We start from the raw sequence: 14,845 nt of genomic DNA, 5'->3' as shown, positions 1-14,845 counted from the left end.
TATCCTCATGTACCAGGATCTTATTCGTAACGAACTGAACGAAGCCGCCGAAACGCTGGCCAATTTTCTGCAGGACGAAGCCAATATCCATGCGATTCAGCGCGCAGCGGTGCTGCTGGCGGATAGCTTTAAGGCCGGCGGTAAGGTGCTCTCCTGCGGTAATGGCGGTTCGCACTGCGATGCGATGCACTTTGCGGAAGAGCTGACCGGGCGCTATCGTGAAAATCGCCCCGGCTATCCGGCCATTGCGATTTCAGACGTGAGCCACCTTTCTTGCGTGAGTAATGATTTTGGCTATGAATATGTTTTCTCGCGCTATGTGGAATCTGTGGGGCGTGCAGGGGACGTACTGCTGGGGATCTCCACTTCCGGAAATTCTGGTAACGTCATCAAAGCGATCGAAGCTGCCCGCGCTCAGGGCATGAAAGTTATTACCCTGACCGGTAAAGACGGCGGTAAAATGGCAGGCTCTGCGGACGTTGAAATCCGCGTACCGCATTTTGGTTATGCCGACCGCATTCAGGAAATCCATATTAAAGTGATTCATATCCTGATTATGCTGATCGAAAAAGAGATGGTTAAAGCTTAAGAGGCTATTTTGTTAGCCATTTTGAACCCGGTCAGTGCTCAGACAAAACTCACCGAGTTTTGAACGCCCTTCAGGGCGGCCCGGAGGGTGAGCGTAGCGAATCATCCTCACGTACATGAAGTACGCTCCGGTTTCTGTGCGCTGGCCGTGTCCAAACTGACTGCACCAATAACGCCTTTTATGTTTCAGTAAGTGGTATGAGGTGATCTATGTGCGAACTGCTCGGGATGAGCGCGAATGTGCCAACTGATATTTGTTTCAGCTTTACCGGGCTGGTTCAGCGCGGTGGCGGAACCGGGCCGCATAAGGACGGCTGGGGAATTACCTTTTATGAAGGTAAAGGTTGTCGCACATTTAAAGATCCGCAGCCGAGCTTTCAATCGCCCATCGCTAAGCTGGTGCAGGAATACCCCATTAAATCCTGCTCGGTTATCGCCCATATTCGTCAGGCCAACCGCGGTATTGTCGCGCTGGAAAATACTCATCCCTTTACCCGCGAACTCTGGGGACGTAACTGGACCTATGCGCACAACGGCCAGCTGGAGGGGTATGAGTCTCTCGAGACGGGAAATCTGTATCCTGTCGGGGAAACCGATAGCGAAAAGGCGTTCTGCTGGCTGCTACATAGCATCACCGAACGCTATCCGGAAATGCCGGGAGACATGGTTGAGGTTTTCCGGTTTATCGCCACGCTCGCCGGGGAGCTGCGTGAAAAAGGCGTGTTTAACATGCTGCTCTCCGATGGGCGCTACGTCATGGCGTTTTGCTCAACGAATTTATACTGGATTACGCGACGGGCGCCGTTTGGCGTAGCGACGCTGCTGGATCAGGATGTCGAGATTGACTTTCAACGCGAGACCACACCGAATGATGTGGTCACCGTTATCGCCACCCAGCCGCTGACCGGTAACGAAACCTGGCATAAAATCATGCCAGGCGAGTGGGCGCTATTTTGCCTCGGGGACCGTGTAGTTTGAAGCAAGCTGTGGCTGAACGACTTCGTGGCTGAGCGGTTTGCTCACTACGTAGCGGCCATCGACTACGGAAACCACCGGCGGCTTGTGCGTCAGGCGGAAGTAATCATACCCGGGTTTCAGCTGCTTCCAGAAATCCGCGAAGTAGGAAAACTTGTGGCGCGCCATGTTGGCATCGGTCATGCGGAAAGGATAAATACTCACCTGAACGTTGGGCTGACCAAAAACTAAGGCGCCGGTGACGAACTGGAAAATCTCGTCAATGCCGGTATCGGTCATGGCGTAGCAGCCGACCGATACGCAGGCGCCGTGAATCATCAGATATTTGCCTTCGTAACCATGCGCGCGATCGTAGGCGTTCGGAAAGCCGATATTGATCGCTTTATAGAAACGACTATCGGGTTTTAACTGGTTACGGGAAACATTGTAAAAACCTTCCGGGCTTTTGAAGTCGCCCTGACGCTGCTTTGGCCCGAGACCGCCGGAGTAGTTACAAATGCGGTAGCTGTCGAGAAGCTGCCAGGTTTCGCCCATCTTGACGTAAAGATCGAGCATGCGCTCTTCTTTAAAGATCTCAATGTAGACCGGCGAGCCCATGAGCTGCTGCTTATACTCTTTGCTCATCGGCGTTGTCGAGCTGTTACTGCTAAGTAGCCCTGCGAATGAAACGCATGGCAACAGAAGCATCGCAATAAATAATGCGATTTTGCGCATACTACTTGTTCCTTGATAAAACAAATAACCACATTGCCAGGACGGCAAGAGAGACCCGAAATCAGAGTATTCTGGTTTTAGAGCGCTCACATTAGCATCACGGCATTTTTTCGCAAGCACGACGTGCTGCGTTTACGTCTGAGTTTTCCGTTATAGCGAATCCTGGGGCAAAGCGCAGTCAGAACTTTGCGTAATAGCTCGCATTTTAGAACCACTTAGTGGCGGTTTGTCTACAGGAGCCGCTCACGAAATGTTACACTTGGCCCGCTAACTGTTCAGGGTAAGAAAGGATGCTTCTCTCCCGTCTTGTGAATCACCAGGACTATGATGTTCCTTTCTTCCTCATATATTCCATTAATTATGCTGGCCTCGGCCTGAAACCGGGGTTTAAGTAACGGATACCTGCTAACGATATGATTAAAATCACGAAAGGGCTGAATTTGCCCATAGCTGGCATGCCATCACAGCAGATTTCTTCGAAGACTGCGGTCAAGCGCGTTGCGCTGTTGGGTGAAGAGTACATCGGTATGCGCCCATCAATGGCGGTGCGTGAAGGGGACCGGGTGCAAAAAGGTCAACTTCTGTTCGAAGATAAAAAAAATCCTGGCGTGCGTTTTACAGCACCTGCGAGTGGAACCGTCAGCGCCATTCATCGCGGCGAGCGCCGGGTTCTGCAGTCGGTCGTTATTGATGTGGATGGCGAAGAGTCCGTTCATTTTCCCCGCTATGAATTAGCCGAACTTGCCGGATTGACGCGCGAGAGCGTTCAGCAGCAGCTGCTGGAGTCCGGGCTGTGGACGGCATTTCGCACCCGCCCTTTCAGTAAAATACCTGCGCCGGGCAGCGTTCCTGCGGCCATTTTTGTCACCGCGATAGACACGAATCCGCTGGCGGCCGATCCTCAGCCAATCATTCTGGCCCAGCGCGAAGCGTTTGACGCCGGTTTGACGCTGTTGACGCGGTTGACCGACGGTAAAGTTCACGTGTGTCAGGCTGGCGGCGGCAAGCTTGGCGGGCATCCTGTCGGCCAGGTGACCTTTAATCAGTTTGCCGGTCCGCATCCGGCCGGGCTGGCGGGGACTCACATTCATTTTCTTGAGCCGGTCAGCCTGAAAAAGCAGATCTGGCATCTTAACTATCAGGATGTTATCGCCGTCGGCAAAGTGTTCCTTGAAGGGGAGTTGTACAACGAACGCATCGTTGCTCTTGGCGGCCCGCAGGTCAAAGAGCCTCGTTTGTTAAAGACCTGCTTAGGCGCCAGCCTTGATGAACTGCTTGAAGATGAGCTGCTGGACGATGAAAACCGCATTATCTCTGGTTCAGTCCTCAGCGGAACCCATGCGCGCGGGCCTCATGCTTTCCTTGGGCGCTTTCATTTACAGATAAGCGTTGTGAAAGAGGGGCGCGAGAAAGAGCTATTCGGCTGGGTGATGCCGGGGAAAGATAAATTCTCCATTACCCGTACCACCGTCGGCCACTTTCTGAAGCGTAAGCTATTTAATTTCTCGACGGATACCAACGGCGGCGAGCGGGCTATGGTACCGATTGGCAACTATGAGCGAGTGATGCCGCTGGATATTCTGCCCACCATGCTGCTGCGCGATTTGCTGGCGGGCGATACCGACAGCGCGCAGGCGCTGGGCTGTCTGGAACTGGATGAAGAAGACCTGGCGCTTTGCACCTACGTTTGTCCCGGCAAGTATGAATATGGTCCGGCATTGCGCAGCGTGTTAACCCAGATTGAGCAGGAAGGATAAGTGATGGGCTTAAAGCAACTGTTTGACAAACTTGAGCCGCACTTTACGCACGGCGGCAAGCTGGAAAAATACTACCCGTTGTTCGAAGCGACGGCGACCCTGTTCTATACACCCGGTCAGGTGACGCGCGGAGCGGCGCACGTCAGAGACGCCATCGACCTTAAGCGGATGATGATACTGGTGTGGTTCGCCGTTTTCCCGGCGATGTTCTGGGGAATGTATAACGTTGGTCTGCAGACCATACCGGCACTGGCTAAATTATATAGCGCTGAACAGCTGCAGCAGGTCATCGCCGGGAACTGGCACTACAGCATTGCCCAGTGGCTGGGGGTAAACTTCACCGCTGATGCCGGCTGGCTCAGTATGATGACGCTGGGTGCGGTATTTTTCCTGCCTATCTACATCACCGTGTTTCTTGTCGGTGGGTTCTGGGAAGTCCTGTTTGCTATCGTGCGTAAGCACGAAATAAACGAAGGCTTCTTCGTGACTTCAATCCTGTTCGCGCTGATTGTACCGCCATCGCTGCCACTATGGCAGGCTGCGCTCGGGATCACGTTTGGCGTCGTCATGGCCAAGGAGATCTTTGGCGGAACCGGGCGTAACTTTCTCAACCCGGCGCTGGCGGGGCGGGCCTTTCTGTTCTTTGCCTGGCCGGCGCAAATTTCCGGCGATCTGGTGTGGACCGCAGCGGATGGCTTTTCCGGCGCGACGCCGCTGTCCCAGTGGGCTAGCGGCGGCGGTGAATCGCTGGTTAATGTCACAAGCGGACAGCCGGTAAGCTGGATGGATGCCTTCCTCGGCAATATTCCGGGCTCGATTGGCGAGGTTTCGACGCTGATGATTCTGATCGGCGGCGCCATCATCATTTTCGGTCGCGTGGCTTCCTGGCGCATTGTCGCTGGGGTATTCCTCGGCATGGTGGCTACCGCGACGCTGTTTAACTTCATTGGCTCTGATACCAACCCGATGTTTGCCATGCCGTGGTACTGGCATCTGGTTCTCGGCGGTTTTGCTTTCGGCATGATGTTTATGGCGACGGATCCGGTGTCCGCGTCGTTTACGGATAAGGGTAAATGGAGCTACGGCCTGCTGATCGGCGTGATGTGCGTCCTGATTCGCGTCGTCAACCCGGCCTATCCGGAAGGGATGATGCTGGCGATCCTCTTCGCCAACCTCTTTGCACCGCTGTTCGATTACCTGGTGGTGCGGGCCAATATTAAGCGGAGGAAGTCGCGTGGCTGAGAATAAAAGTAACGATAGCATCGGCAAAACGCTGCTGGTGGTGCTGGTGCTTTGTCTGGTCTGCTCAATCGTGGTCGCCGGTTCTGCCGTGGGGCTAAAATCGCGCCAGCAGGAGCAGCGCGCTCTCGATAAACAGCGCAATATCCTGGCGGTTGCCGGTCTGATGAAGCAGGGAATGAGCGCAGATGAAGTGGCCGATATTTTTAAGGCCCGCATCTCTCCACGATTAGTCGATCTCGCTAGCGGGGAGCTGCTGGATAAAGACCCGAGCAAATTTAATCAGGCCCAGGCCCTGAAAGATCCGCAGCAGAGCTTGCAGCTGGAAGCCAGCCAGGATCCGGCGGGTATTAAACGCCGCAGTAATATCGCCGAAATATATCTGGTGCGTGATGAAAAACAGCAGATTCAGGAAGTCGTACTCCCTATTTACGGCAACGGTCTGTGGTCGGTGATGTACGCGTTTGTGGCGCTGGAAACCGATGGCCGTACGGTAAAAGGGATCACTTATTACGATCATGGCGAAACGCCGGGGCTGGGCGGTGAAATTGAAAACCCCAACTGGCGTCAGCAGTTCGTCGGTAAACAGGTGCTTGATGATAAAGGGATGCCTGCGCTGAGAATCGTCAAAGGCGGCGCGCGTCCTGGCGACCTGCACGCCGTTGATGGCCTGTCGGGCGCAACGCTGACGTCAAATGGTGTGCAGCATAGCTTTGATTTCTGGATGGGCAAACTGGGCTTTGGCCCATTCCTGCAAAAGGTGCGAGAAGGGGAGCTGAATAATGGCTGATTTGGGCGACATGAAAGAAATGAAGCGCGTGCTGGTGGGGCCGCTTATCGCTAATAACCCTATCACTCTGCAGGTACTGGGCGTCTGCTCCGCGCTGGCGGTGACCACCAAGCTGGAGACCGCTTTTGTAATGACCATTGCGGTGACGCTGGTTACGGCATTCTCCAGCATGTTTATCTCCATGATTCGCCACCACATTCCGAATAGCGTGCGCATCATTGTACAGATGGCGATTATCGCTTCGCTGGTTATCGTCGTCGATCAGGTGCTACGCGCGTTTGCCTATGAGATCTCGAAACAGCTTTCGGTTTTCGTCGGTTTGATCATCACTAACTGTATCGTGATGGGGCGCGCCGAAGCCTATGCCATGAAGTCGCCGCCGTTGGCGAGCTTTATGGACGGTATTGGCAACGGTCTGGGATACGGGGCGATCCTAATCATCGTCGGTTTCCTGAGAGAGCTGATCGGCAGTGGTAAGCTATTCGGTATTACCGTGCTGGAAACGGTGCAGAACGGCGGCTGGTATCAGCCAAATGGTCTGTTTCTTCTGGCACCCAGTGCGTTCTTCATTATCGGTTTGTTGATTTGGGCGGTGCGCAGCTGGAAGCCTGAACAGCAGGAAAAGGAGTAACCGACCATGGCTCACTACATTAGCCTGTTTGTCCGCGCCGTGTTTGTTGAAAACATGGCGCTGGCCTTCTTCCTGGGAATGTGTACCTTCCTCGCCGTGTCGAAAAAGGTCTCAACCGCTTTCGGTCTCGGCGTTGCGGTAACGGTCGTACTCGGACTGGCGGTACCGATCAATAACCTCGTGTATAACCTCGTGCTGCGCGACGGCGCGCTGGTGGAAGGCGTTGACTTAAGCTTTCTGAACTTCATCACCTTTATTGGCGTGATTGCCGCGCTGGTACAAATTCTGGAGATGATCCTCGATAAGTACTTCCCGACGCTTTATAACGCGTTGGGGATCTTTCTGCCGCTGATTGCCGTTAACTGTGCGATTTTTGGCGGCGTCTCCTTCATGGTACAGCGCGACTATAACTTCACCGAATCCATCGTTTACGGCTTTGGTTCCGGCGTCGGCTGGCTGCTGGCGATTGTGGCGATGGCGGGTATTCGCGAAAAAATGAAATACGCAAACGTGCCTGCGGGTCTGCGCGGGTTAGGGATCACCTTTATTACCACGGGTCTGATGGCGCTGGGCTTTATGTCATTCTCCGGTGTGCAGCTATAAGGGCGGAAAGTATGGAAATAATTCTTGGCGTAGTGATGTTCACGCTGATCGTCCTGGTGCTATCCGGGCTGATATTGGCCGCGCGTTCGAAGCTGGTGAATGCGGGCGATGTGGTCATTGAAATCAATAACGAAGCGGATAAACAGATCCGTACTCCGGCGGGCGACAAGCTGCTGAATACGCTCTCCAGCAACGGAATCTTCGTCTCGTCGGCCTGCGGCGGGGGCGGCTCCTGCGGCCAATGCCGGGTGACGGTGAAAGAGGGCGGCGGTGATATCCTGCCTACCGAACTTTCTCATATCACCAAGCGTGAGGCGAGAGAGGGCTGCCGCCTGGCCTGCCAGGTCGCGGTGAAGCAGAACATGAAAATTGAGCTGCCGGAGGAGATTTTTGGCGTTAAGAAGTGGGAATGTGAAGTTATCTCGAACGATAACAAAGCCACTTTTATCAAAGAGCTGAAGCTGCGCGTGCCGGACGGCGACGCGGTTCCGTTCCGCGCAGGCGGGTATATTCAGATCGAATGTCCATCGCACAAGGTCGCTTATGCTGACTTTGACGTTCCGGATGAGTATCGCGGCGATTGGGATAAATTTAATCTCTTCCGCTATGTCTCGGATGTAAAAGAGCCTACGTTGCGCGCCTACTCCATGGCTAACTATCCGGAAGAGAGGGGCATCATCATGCTCAACGTGCGTATCGCAACCCCGCCGCCGCAGGTACCTGATGCGCCTCCGGGAATTATGTCTTCCTATATCTGGTCGTTGAAGCCGGGCGATAAAGTGACGATTTCCGGGCCGTTTGGGGAATTTTTTGCCAAAGAAACGGACGCTGAAATGGTCTTTATCGGCGGCGGTGCCGGGATGGCGCCGATGCGCTCGCATATTTTCGATCAGCTTAAGCGCCTGCACAGTAAGCGTAAAATCAGCTTCTGGTACGGCGCGCGCTCTCTGCGAGAAATGTTCTATGATGACGAATTCGAGCAGCTGGCACGTGAAAATCCGAACTTTACCTTCCACGTGGCGCTCTCCGATCCGCAGCCTGAAGATAACTGGACCGGTCATACCGGCTTTATTCACAATGTCCTGTATGAAAACTATCTGCGCGATCACCCGGCGCCGGAAGATTGTGAATTCTATATGTGCGGGCCGCCGGTGATGAACGCCGCGGTCATCAAAATGCTGAAAGATCTCGGCGTTGAGGATGAAAACATCATGCTCGACGATTTTGGAGGCTAATGATGCTGACGGTATTTGTCGCGACCTTTGTGATTTTCGCGCTGGTTATTCTGGGAATGTCGCTCGGGTATCTGATCAAGCGAAAAACTATCCAGGGCAGCTGCGGGGGGATCTCATCGCTGGGTCTGGAAAAGGTCTGCGACTGCCCTGAGCCCTGCGATGCGCGTAAAAAACGCATGGCACGCGAAGCGCAGCGCAATCAGGATCGCATCATTTAACTAGCAGGCCGCACCGTGCGGCCTTTTTTGATTTACCACGTTTTCGCTTTTGCCGGTGAGTCAACCATTACGCCGTCGGCGCCAAGCTCGCTTGCCGTACGAAAATCATCAGCATTATTAATGCCGAAGAATATGATATGGGCTTTGCCCTGTGAGCGGAAACAGTCCATCGCTTCTTTATCCCAGGTGAGTGTGGCCGGCGATACGCCTTCGCCCAGGGTGAACTTCTCGATGACTTCTACTTTGCGTTTCAGCTCAAGGCCGTACCAGTGCTCGTCCCCTGGTGAGTTGGTGGGCTGACACTGGTGGCTAAGAGAAATGGTCGCCAGCTTTGTTCGCGTTTCGTCCCGGCTGACGAAATGGGGAATTGACTCTGGTAGCGCTGCGATATAGCGAGCGTCCGTTGAATACACGCGTACGCGGGCGAGGCTATGGGTTTTATTTAACACATCGCCAAGCCGAGCCGCCATTATCGCAGGGTCGGCATCAGGCGATTTGATATCGATATAAAAGAAGGTCTCCGGCCACTGTTCCAGCACCGATTGTAGCGTGGGAATCGTTGCATTTTTACCGCGCCAGGGGTGAGTTTCATCACCCCATTTCCACCCCGCGTCCATGCGTGCCAGTTCGGCTGCGCTATAGCTTGAGATTTTCCCTGTATGATTAGTCAGCGCGGAAAGATCGCCAGGACGATATAAAACCGGGACGCCATCCTGGCTTAATTGCACCGTTATCCAGATCGCCTCGGCCTTATTTTCCAGGGCGAGTTTTATTGCTGGAAGCGTATTTTCCGGGGCATCGCCGGTACCTCCGCGATGAGCAATAAGCTGAGGTGCTGCGCAGGCGCTGCTGGCAATAAGTAAACCGAGCGCAGTTACTATTGATTTCATGATTGGGTTTTACCTTATTTATTAATATAACTATATGAAAAATAAATCATATTTGTTGCATTTTTATGTTGTAGCACGTTTTTTAAGGTTGTGGATTTAAAAAGATTAAATTTCGCCATAGTTTGCTATACTGTATGCATGTACAGTCTAAGGTTTGGCTATGCGTAAAATCATCCATGTAGATATGGACTGCTTCTTCGCAGCGGTTGAAATGCGTGATAACCCGGCGCTGCGCGATATCCCTATCGCCATTGGCGGCAGTCGGGTACAGCGCGGCGTTATCAGTACGGCTAACTATCCGGCGCGTAAGTTCGGCGTGCGCAGCGCTATGCCAACCGCCACCGCCCTGAAACTTTGCCCACACCTGACGCTCCTTCCCGGCCGTTTCGACGCTTACAAAGAGGCCTCGAACCATATCCGGGAGATTTTTTCCCGCTATACCTCGTTAATCGAACCCCTATCGCTGGATGAAGCCTATCTTGACGTCAGCGACAGCGTCCATTGTCAGGGGTCAGCAACGCTGATGGCGCAGGAGATCCGTGAGACCATCCATCGCGAGCTCAATCTGACTGCTTCTGCCGGCATTGCGCCGGTAAAATTTTTGGCAAAAATCGCCTCGGATCTGAATAAACCTGACGGCCAGTTTGTCATTGCGCCGCACCAGGTAGCGGAGTTTGTCAAAACGCTGTCGCTGTCGAAGATCCCGGGCGTCGGCAAAGTCTCCGCCGCGAAGCTGGAAAGCATGGGCCTGAGAACCTGCGAAGATGTACAGAACAGCGATCTGGCAATGTTGCTCAAGCGCTTTGGTAAATTCGGGCGAATATTGTGGGAACGCAGCCACGGCATTGATGAACGAGAAATCAGCAGCGAGCGCCAGCGCAAATCGGTGGGGGTTGAGCGAACCCTGATAGAGGATATCCACGAATGGGCGGAGTGTGAGTCGATTATTGAGAACCTCTATCCAGAACTTGAACGGCGCCTGGCGAAAGTTAAACCGGATTTGCGGATTGCTCGCCAGGGGGTCAAGCTGAAGTTTAATGATTTCCAGCTCACGACCCAGGAGCATGTCTGGCCCCGGCTGAATAAAGATGATTTGATTTCCACCGCGCATAAAGCCTGGCATGAGCGGCGCGGAGGTCGGGGAGTCAGGCTGGTGGGGCTACATGTGACGCTGCTTGATCCGCAGCTGGAGCGACAACTCGTTTTGGGACTGTAACAATGTTAACAATAAGAATGTACGAAGAGGGGGATTTTCCAGCGCTATGCGCACTCTTTTTACGCGCCGTTAAAGAGACCGCCAGCGCCGATTATTCCCCCCGGCAAATTGCCGCCTGGGCGCAGGTTGATGAAGCCCGCTGGCGGCAAAAACTCGCGGCGTCACGCGTACTGGTGGCAATAAATGATGCCTCGCCGGTCGGGTTTATCACTGCCGTAGATGACTATATCGATTTACTCTTCGTTTCTCCCGACTATAGCCGCCAGGGCGTCGCCAGCGCGCTGCTCAATACGCTATTGAGGCAGCTTCCTGAGCGCATTTATACGGTAGAGGCCAGTATTACGGCAAAGCCCTTTTTTGCGCGTCATGGCTTCACGGTTATTCAGCCACAGGAAGTGGAGGCGCGGGGTGAACGATTTCTTAATTATTTGATGCGGCGGCAAATCGGCTTGCAATAGATTTAACGCCTGATTACTATACGCGCACTTTCACCTATTTATTAACTGCAAAGGAGGTTCACCATGAATACATATTTCCAGAACGCACTTTGCAGGCCTTCCCAGGAATAACTCTCTTTTTTGCCCTGGTAACGTCTGCCACATCCTTTATTTATTTTTTAATATGGATTGGTATATGGGCAATAATGTTCATTATACGTCTGAATCTATTTCTTATATTCGTTCAGACGATCTGTGGATCGAAGGTTTAGCGATCCAACAATTACACACGACGGCAAATTTACCCCACATGCAGCGCGTGGTGGGAATGCCAGACTTACATCCCGGGCGTGGCTATCCCATCGGCGCAGCCTTCTTCTCGCTGGGCCATCTCTACCCGGCACTGGTGGGTAACGATATCGGCTGCGGCATGGCGCTGTGGCAAACGGATATCCTCGCGCGAAAATACAATGCGGATAAGTTTGAGAAGAAACTGTCCGCTATGGGGGACGTTGCGCAAGCAAGCTGGCTGGACGAGCATCTGCCGGAAAATTTGTTGACCCATCCCTGGCGCAGCGCCCTGGGATCGATTGGCGGCGGTAACCATTTCGCTGAACTGCAGCAGGTGGAGCAGGTTGTGGATAACGACCGTTTCCAGCAGGCCGGCCTTGATGCTCAGCACCTGCTGCTGCTGGCGCACAGCGGATCGCGCGGCCTCGGGCAATCCATACTGCAGCGCCATATTGCGGCTTTTTCGCACGATGGCCTGGCGGAAGGTAGCGCTGCGGCTCGGGATTATCTGGCAGAACATGATGATGCGCTGGCTTTTGCCCGCGTGAATCGTCATCTGATTGCCACCCGCATCCTGCAACAGATACGGGCCGACGGACGGAGCGTACTGGATATCGCGCATAACTTTGTCGAGTCCTGTTCTGTTGCCGGGCTGCAGGGTTGGCTGCATCGCAAAGGGGCTACGCCGGACGACCGGGGCCTGGTGATAATCCCGGGATCTCGCGGCGACCACAGCTGGCTGGTGCAGCCTGTTACCCGCGAGGAGACCCTGCATTCGCTGGCGCATGGCGCCGGGCGGAAATGGATGCGAACCGAATGCAAAGGGCGCCTGTCCGGCAAATATACGCCGGCTCAGCTGGCGCGCACCGAGCTGGGAAGCAGGGTGATCTGCCGCGATCGTCAGCTGATCTATGAAGAAGCGCCGCAGGCGTATAAATCCGTTGAAAGCGTACTTAACTGTCTGGTGCAGGCCGGACTGGTCGAACCGATCGCCCGTCTGCGTCCACTGCTGACGCTGAAAACCAGCGGAGGGAAAAGCGCATGATTTTATTGCAACTCTCTTCCGCTCAGGGGCCGGATGAATGCTGTCTGGCGGTGAAACTGACGTTGGAGCGGCTCATAAAGGAAGCCGCAGAGCGGCGGCTTTCCCTGACGCTGTTGGAAAGTGAGCCAGGACGTCATGCCGGCACCCTGCGTTCTGTTCTGCTTTCGCTGGATGGTGACGGCGCGTTTGCTTTCAGCGAAAGCTGGTGCGGCACTTTACAATGGGTCTTTTCCAGTCCGTTCAGGCCGCATCACGGGCGCAAAAACTGGTATGTTGGCGTAGGGCGCTTTTCCTGCGATGAACAAATGCTCTCCAGCGAGATCCGCTTTGAAACGCTGCGCTCTTCCGGACCTGGCGGGCAGCACGTGAACAAGACCGATTCCGCGGTGCGCGCCATTCATACGGCAAGCGGCATCAGCGTAAAGGTGCAGTTGGAGCGGAGTCAGCATGCGAACAAACGGCTGGCGCGTCTGCTGATTGTCTGGAAGCTGGAACAGCAGCGGCAGAATGAGAGTGCGGCGTTGAAGTCTGAGCGGAGAATGTTCCATCATCAGATTGAGCGCGGCAATCCGCTGCGAACGTTTAGCGGGCGTTAATGAGCGAGTCGTTATAAAGAAAAGGCCCACTTCCTGAGGAGTGGGCCTTTGTTGTCTTACTTCGCCGGAATGGATTTCAGCAGCTCAGTCAGCAGCGTCCAGTACTGGCCCACGCTTTCGATATGCACCTGTTCATCCGGAGAGTGAGGGCCAGTAATGGTTGGCCCGATGGAAACCATATCCAGTTCCGGATACGGTTTCTTGAACAGACCGCACTCCAGGCCCGCGTGGATAATCTGGATATTCGGCGTTTTGTTGAACAGACGCTGATAGGTTTCACGTACCAGATGCATCACCGGAGAGTTGGCGTCCGGCTGCCAGCCTGGATAGGCGCCTTTGGCTTCGGTTTTCGCACCGGCCAGCTTGCCCAGAGAGTCCAGCATGCTCACGACGTAATCTTTACCGCTGTCAATCAGCGAACGAATCAGGCAGTGAATCTGCACGTTGTCGCTGGTCATGGTCACCACGCCGACGTTCAGAGAGGTTTCCACCACCCCTTTTGCCACGTCAGAGTTGCGGATGACGCCGTTCGGCGTGGCGTTAAGCAGGCGCACAAAGGTATCACGAGATTGAGTCGTAAGCGCAGGCTGGCCATTTTCCGCCGACTCCAGCAGCACAGCGAGATTTTTCTCTTTAGCCGCCAGCTCGTTTTGCAGGATCTCCTGGTACTCATTCGCTCGCGCTTTCAGCGTTTCCGCTTTGTCCGCGGCTACGGCTACCGTCGCGAACGCTTCGCGCGGGATGGCGTTGCGCAGGGTGCCGCCATTGAAATCGACCAGGCGCAGATCGAGCTCTTCAGCATGGCCCGCCAGGAAGCGTGCCAGCAGTTTGTTCGCATTGCCTAAACCGACGTGGATCTCGCCGCCGGAGTGGCCGCCTTTCAGCCCTTTAAGGGTCAGTTTAAAGCTCTGGAAACCGGCCGGAACGGCTTCACGGGTCAGCGCCAGGTCAGAGGTGAAGTCGATCCCACCCGCGCAGCCCATGTAAATTTCACCCTCTTCTTCGGAGTCGGTGTTGATCAGGATATCCGCCTGCAGCCAGTTGGGCTGCAGGCCAAAGGCGCCGTCCATACCGGCTTCTTCCGTCATGGTCAGCAGCACTTCCAGCGGGCCATGAACAACGTTGTCGTCAGCCAGCACCGCCAGCGCGGAAGCCATGCCGATACCGTTATCGGCGCCCAGAGTCGTGCCGCGCGCTTTGACCCACTCGCCGTCGATGTAAGGTTGAATCGGGTCCTGAGTGAAGTCGTGAACGGTATCGTTGTTTTTCTGCGGCACCATATCGAGGTGCGCCTGCAGCACTACCGGTTTGCGGTTTTCCATACCGGCAGTGGCGCCTTTACGAATCAGAATGTTGCCAACCTGGTCGCGTTCCGCGTGTAAGCCTTTTTCTTTTGCCCAGCCCATAATGTGCTCAGCGAGCTGTTCTTCGTGATAGGACGGGTGGGGAATAGAGCAGATTTTGGCAAAAATATCCCACAGCGGCTGAGGGGATAATTGAGACAGTTCAGACACGATGAGTCTCCTTACAATCATCTGCAAAAGTCGTTTGCAGATCGAGGGTTAGCAATCAAATACACTACAAGCCCGGGCTTGCGCGATGGGGTTGAGAATACCACTT

General features: G+C 54.3%; 16 protein-coding genes. 13 read left to right on the top strand and 3 right to left on the bottom strand.

Going from position 1 to position 14,845, the window contains the following annotated elements:
- Positions 1-7: 7 nt before the first annotated feature.
- Both lpcA and HMPREF3178_RS01760 read left to right on the top strand, forming a co-directional pair.
- Positions 8-589 (top strand): D-sedoheptulose 7-phosphate isomerase, encoded by a 582-nt coding sequence (lpcA, locus tag HMPREF3178_RS01765; RefSeq protein WP_004099149.1) that lies wholly within the window; start codon positions 8-10, stop codon positions 587-589.
- A 209-nt stretch (positions 590-798) separates the two neighbouring features.
- Positions 799-1,566: a class II glutamine amidotransferase gene (locus tag HMPREF3178_RS01760; protein ID WP_004099151.1), complete on the top strand. Its 768-nt coding sequence runs from the start codon at positions 799-801 to the stop codon at positions 1,564-1,566.
- Here the strand turns inward: HMPREF3178_RS01760 and dpaA are convergent.
- Positions 1,537-2,277: a peptidoglycan meso-diaminopimelic acid protein amidase gene (gene dpaA / locus HMPREF3178_RS01755; protein ID WP_004099152.1), complete on the bottom strand. Its 741-nt coding sequence runs from the start codon at positions 2,275-2,277 to the stop codon at positions 1,537-1,539. The two genes, HMPREF3178_RS01760 and dpaA, sit on opposite strands and share 30 nt — an antisense overlap.
- A gap of 413 nt (positions 2,278-2,690) precedes the next feature.
- Between dpaA and HMPREF3178_RS01750 the strand changes: the two genes are divergently transcribed.
- From HMPREF3178_RS01750 to nqrM, 7 genes are read left to right on the top strand one after another with little or no spacing between them, the layout of a single operon-like run.
- Positions 2,691-4,034, top strand: a complete 1,344-nt coding sequence (locus HMPREF3178_RS01750; RefSeq protein ID WP_017146579.1) for a Na(+)-translocating NADH-quinone reductase subunit A — start codon at positions 2,691-2,693, stop codon at positions 4,032-4,034.
- A 3-nt stretch (positions 4,035-4,037) separates the two neighbouring features.
- Positions 4,038-5,276, top strand: a complete 1,239-nt coding sequence (locus tag HMPREF3178_RS01745; RefSeq protein ID WP_004099158.1) for an NADH:ubiquinone reductase (Na(+)-transporting) subunit B — start codon at positions 4,038-4,040, stop codon at positions 5,274-5,276.
- On the top strand, positions 5,269-6,063 hold the full coding sequence (locus HMPREF3178_RS01740; RefSeq protein WP_004099160.1) for a Na(+)-translocating NADH-quinone reductase subunit C: 795 nt from the start codon (positions 5,269-5,271) through the stop codon (positions 6,061-6,063). Before HMPREF3178_RS01745 ends, HMPREF3178_RS01740 begins: the two co-directional genes overlap by 8 nt.
- Positions 6,056-6,694 (top strand): NADH:ubiquinone reductase (Na(+)-transporting) subunit D, encoded by a 639-nt coding sequence (locus HMPREF3178_RS01735; protein ID WP_004099162.1) that lies wholly within the window; start codon positions 6,056-6,058, stop codon positions 6,692-6,694. The genes HMPREF3178_RS01740 and HMPREF3178_RS01735 overlap by 8 nt, the downstream gene beginning before the upstream one ends.
- A gap of 6 nt (positions 6,695-6,700) precedes the next feature.
- The gene (gene nqrE / locus HMPREF3178_RS01730; protein ID WP_004099164.1) at positions 6,701-7,297 is read left to right on the top strand and encodes an NADH:ubiquinone reductase (Na(+)-transporting) subunit E; all 597 of its coding nucleotides are present in this window, start codon (positions 6,701-6,703) and stop codon (positions 7,295-7,297) included.
- A gap of 11 nt (positions 7,298-7,308) precedes the next feature.
- Positions 7,309-8,532, top strand: a complete 1,224-nt coding sequence (gene nqrF, locus HMPREF3178_RS01725; RefSeq protein WP_004099166.1) for an NADH:ubiquinone reductase (Na(+)-transporting) subunit F — start codon at positions 7,309-7,311, stop codon at positions 8,530-8,532.
- Between the two features lie 2 nt (positions 8,533-8,534).
- Positions 8,535-8,750, top strand: a complete 216-nt coding sequence (gene nqrM / locus HMPREF3178_RS01720; protein WP_004099168.1) for a (Na+)-NQR maturation NqrM — start codon at positions 8,535-8,537, stop codon at positions 8,748-8,750.
- Between the two features lie 32 nt (positions 8,751-8,782).
- Here nqrM and HMPREF3178_RS01715 read toward each other — a convergent pair whose 3' ends face one another.
- Positions 8,783-9,640, bottom strand: coding sequence for a glycerophosphodiester phosphodiesterase family protein (locus tag HMPREF3178_RS01715; protein ID WP_004099170.1), 858 nt, complete (start codon positions 9,638-9,640; stop codon positions 8,783-8,785).
- Between the two features lie 160 nt (positions 9,641-9,800).
- On the opposite strand from HMPREF3178_RS01715, the gene dinB reads away from it, so the two are divergent.
- From dinB to prfH, 4 genes are all read left to right on the top strand, one after another.
- Positions 9,801-10,856 (top strand): DNA polymerase IV, encoded by a 1,056-nt coding sequence (gene dinB / locus HMPREF3178_RS01710; RefSeq protein ID WP_017146578.1) that lies wholly within the window; start codon positions 9,801-9,803, stop codon positions 10,854-10,856.
- Positions 10,857-10,858: 2 nt separating this feature from the next.
- Positions 10,859-11,314, top strand: coding sequence for a GNAT family N-acetyltransferase (locus HMPREF3178_RS01705; protein ID WP_029496870.1), 456 nt, complete (start codon positions 10,859-10,861; stop codon positions 11,312-11,314).
- A 175-nt stretch (positions 11,315-11,489) separates the two neighbouring features.
- Positions 11,490-12,629 carry an RNA ligase RtcB family protein gene (locus HMPREF3178_RS01700; RefSeq protein ID WP_004110783.1) on the top strand — a complete coding sequence of 380 codons (1,140 nt, stop codon included), beginning with the start codon at positions 11,490-11,492 and terminating at the stop codon, positions 12,627-12,629.
- The gene (gene prfH, locus HMPREF3178_RS01695) at positions 12,626-13,225 is read left to right on the top strand and encodes a peptide chain release factor H (protein ID WP_017146576.1); all 600 of its coding nucleotides are present in this window, start codon (positions 12,626-12,628) and stop codon (positions 13,223-13,225) included. Before HMPREF3178_RS01700 ends, prfH begins: the two co-directional genes overlap by 4 nt.
- Positions 13,226-13,281: 56 nt before the next feature.
- Here prfH and pepD read toward each other — a convergent pair whose 3' ends face one another.
- A complete protein-coding gene (gene pepD / locus HMPREF3178_RS01690; RefSeq protein ID WP_004099176.1) occupies positions 13,282-14,739 on the bottom strand; it encodes a cytosol nonspecific dipeptidase in 1,458 nt (485 codons plus the stop codon).
- Positions 14,740-14,845: the final 106 nt, after the last annotated feature.

It is taken from the genome of Klebsiella sp. HMSC09D12, assembly GCF_001808475.1.
Lineage (GTDB): Bacteria > Pseudomonadota > Gammaproteobacteria > Enterobacterales > Enterobacteriaceae > Klebsiella > Klebsiella oxytoca.
Note: the sequence above shows the minus strand (reverse complement) of the source record. Positions and strands in the feature narration are given on the sequence as shown.

Excerpts from the sequence above, each read along its gene's own strand:
- nqrE (WP_004099164.1), top strand. The coding sequence starts at position 6,701 with ATGGCTCACTACATTAGCCTGTTTGTCCGCGCCGTGTTTGTTGAAAAC.
- HMPREF3178_RS01735 (WP_004099162.1), top strand. The coding sequence starts at position 6,056 with ATGGCTGATTTGGGCGACATGAAAGAAATGAAGCGCGTGCTGGTGGGG.
- lpcA (WP_004099149.1), top strand. The coding sequence starts at position 8 with ATGTACCAGGATCTTATTCGTAACGAACTGAACGAAGCCGCCGAAACG.
- nqrM (WP_004099168.1), top strand. The coding sequence starts at position 8,535 with ATGCTGACGGTATTTGTCGCGACCTTTGTGATTTTCGCGCTGGTTATT.
- HMPREF3178_RS01745 (WP_004099158.1), top strand. The coding sequence starts at position 4,038 with ATGGGCTTAAAGCAACTGTTTGACAAACTTGAGCCGCACTTTACGCAC.
- HMPREF3178_RS01760 (WP_004099151.1), top strand. The coding sequence starts at position 799 with ATGTGCGAACTGCTCGGGATGAGCGCGAATGTGCCAACTGATATTTGT.
- HMPREF3178_RS01715 (WP_004099170.1), bottom strand. The coding sequence starts at position 9,640 with ATGAAATCAATAGTAACTGCGCTCGGTTTACTTATTGCCAGCAGCGCC.
- HMPREF3178_RS01750 (WP_017146579.1), top strand. The coding sequence starts at position 2,691 with ATGATTAAAATCACGAAAGGGCTGAATTTGCCCATAGCTGGCATGCCA.
- nqrF (WP_004099166.1), top strand. The coding sequence starts at position 7,309 with ATGGAAATAATTCTTGGCGTAGTGATGTTCACGCTGATCGTCCTGGTG.
- dpaA (WP_004099152.1), bottom strand. The coding sequence starts at position 2,277 with ATGCGCAAAATCGCATTATTTATTGCGATGCTTCTGTTGCCATGCGTT.
- dinB (WP_017146578.1), top strand. The coding sequence starts at position 9,801 with ATGCGTAAAATCATCCATGTAGATATGGACTGCTTCTTCGCAGCGGTT.
- HMPREF3178_RS01700 (WP_004110783.1), top strand. The coding sequence starts at position 11,490 with ATGGGCAATAATGTTCATTATACGTCTGAATCTATTTCTTATATTCGT.
- prfH (WP_017146576.1), top strand. The coding sequence starts at position 12,626 with ATGATTTTATTGCAACTCTCTTCCGCTCAGGGGCCGGATGAATGCTGT.
- HMPREF3178_RS01705 (WP_029496870.1), top strand. The coding sequence starts at position 10,859 with ATGTTAACAATAAGAATGTACGAAGAGGGGGATTTTCCAGCGCTATGC.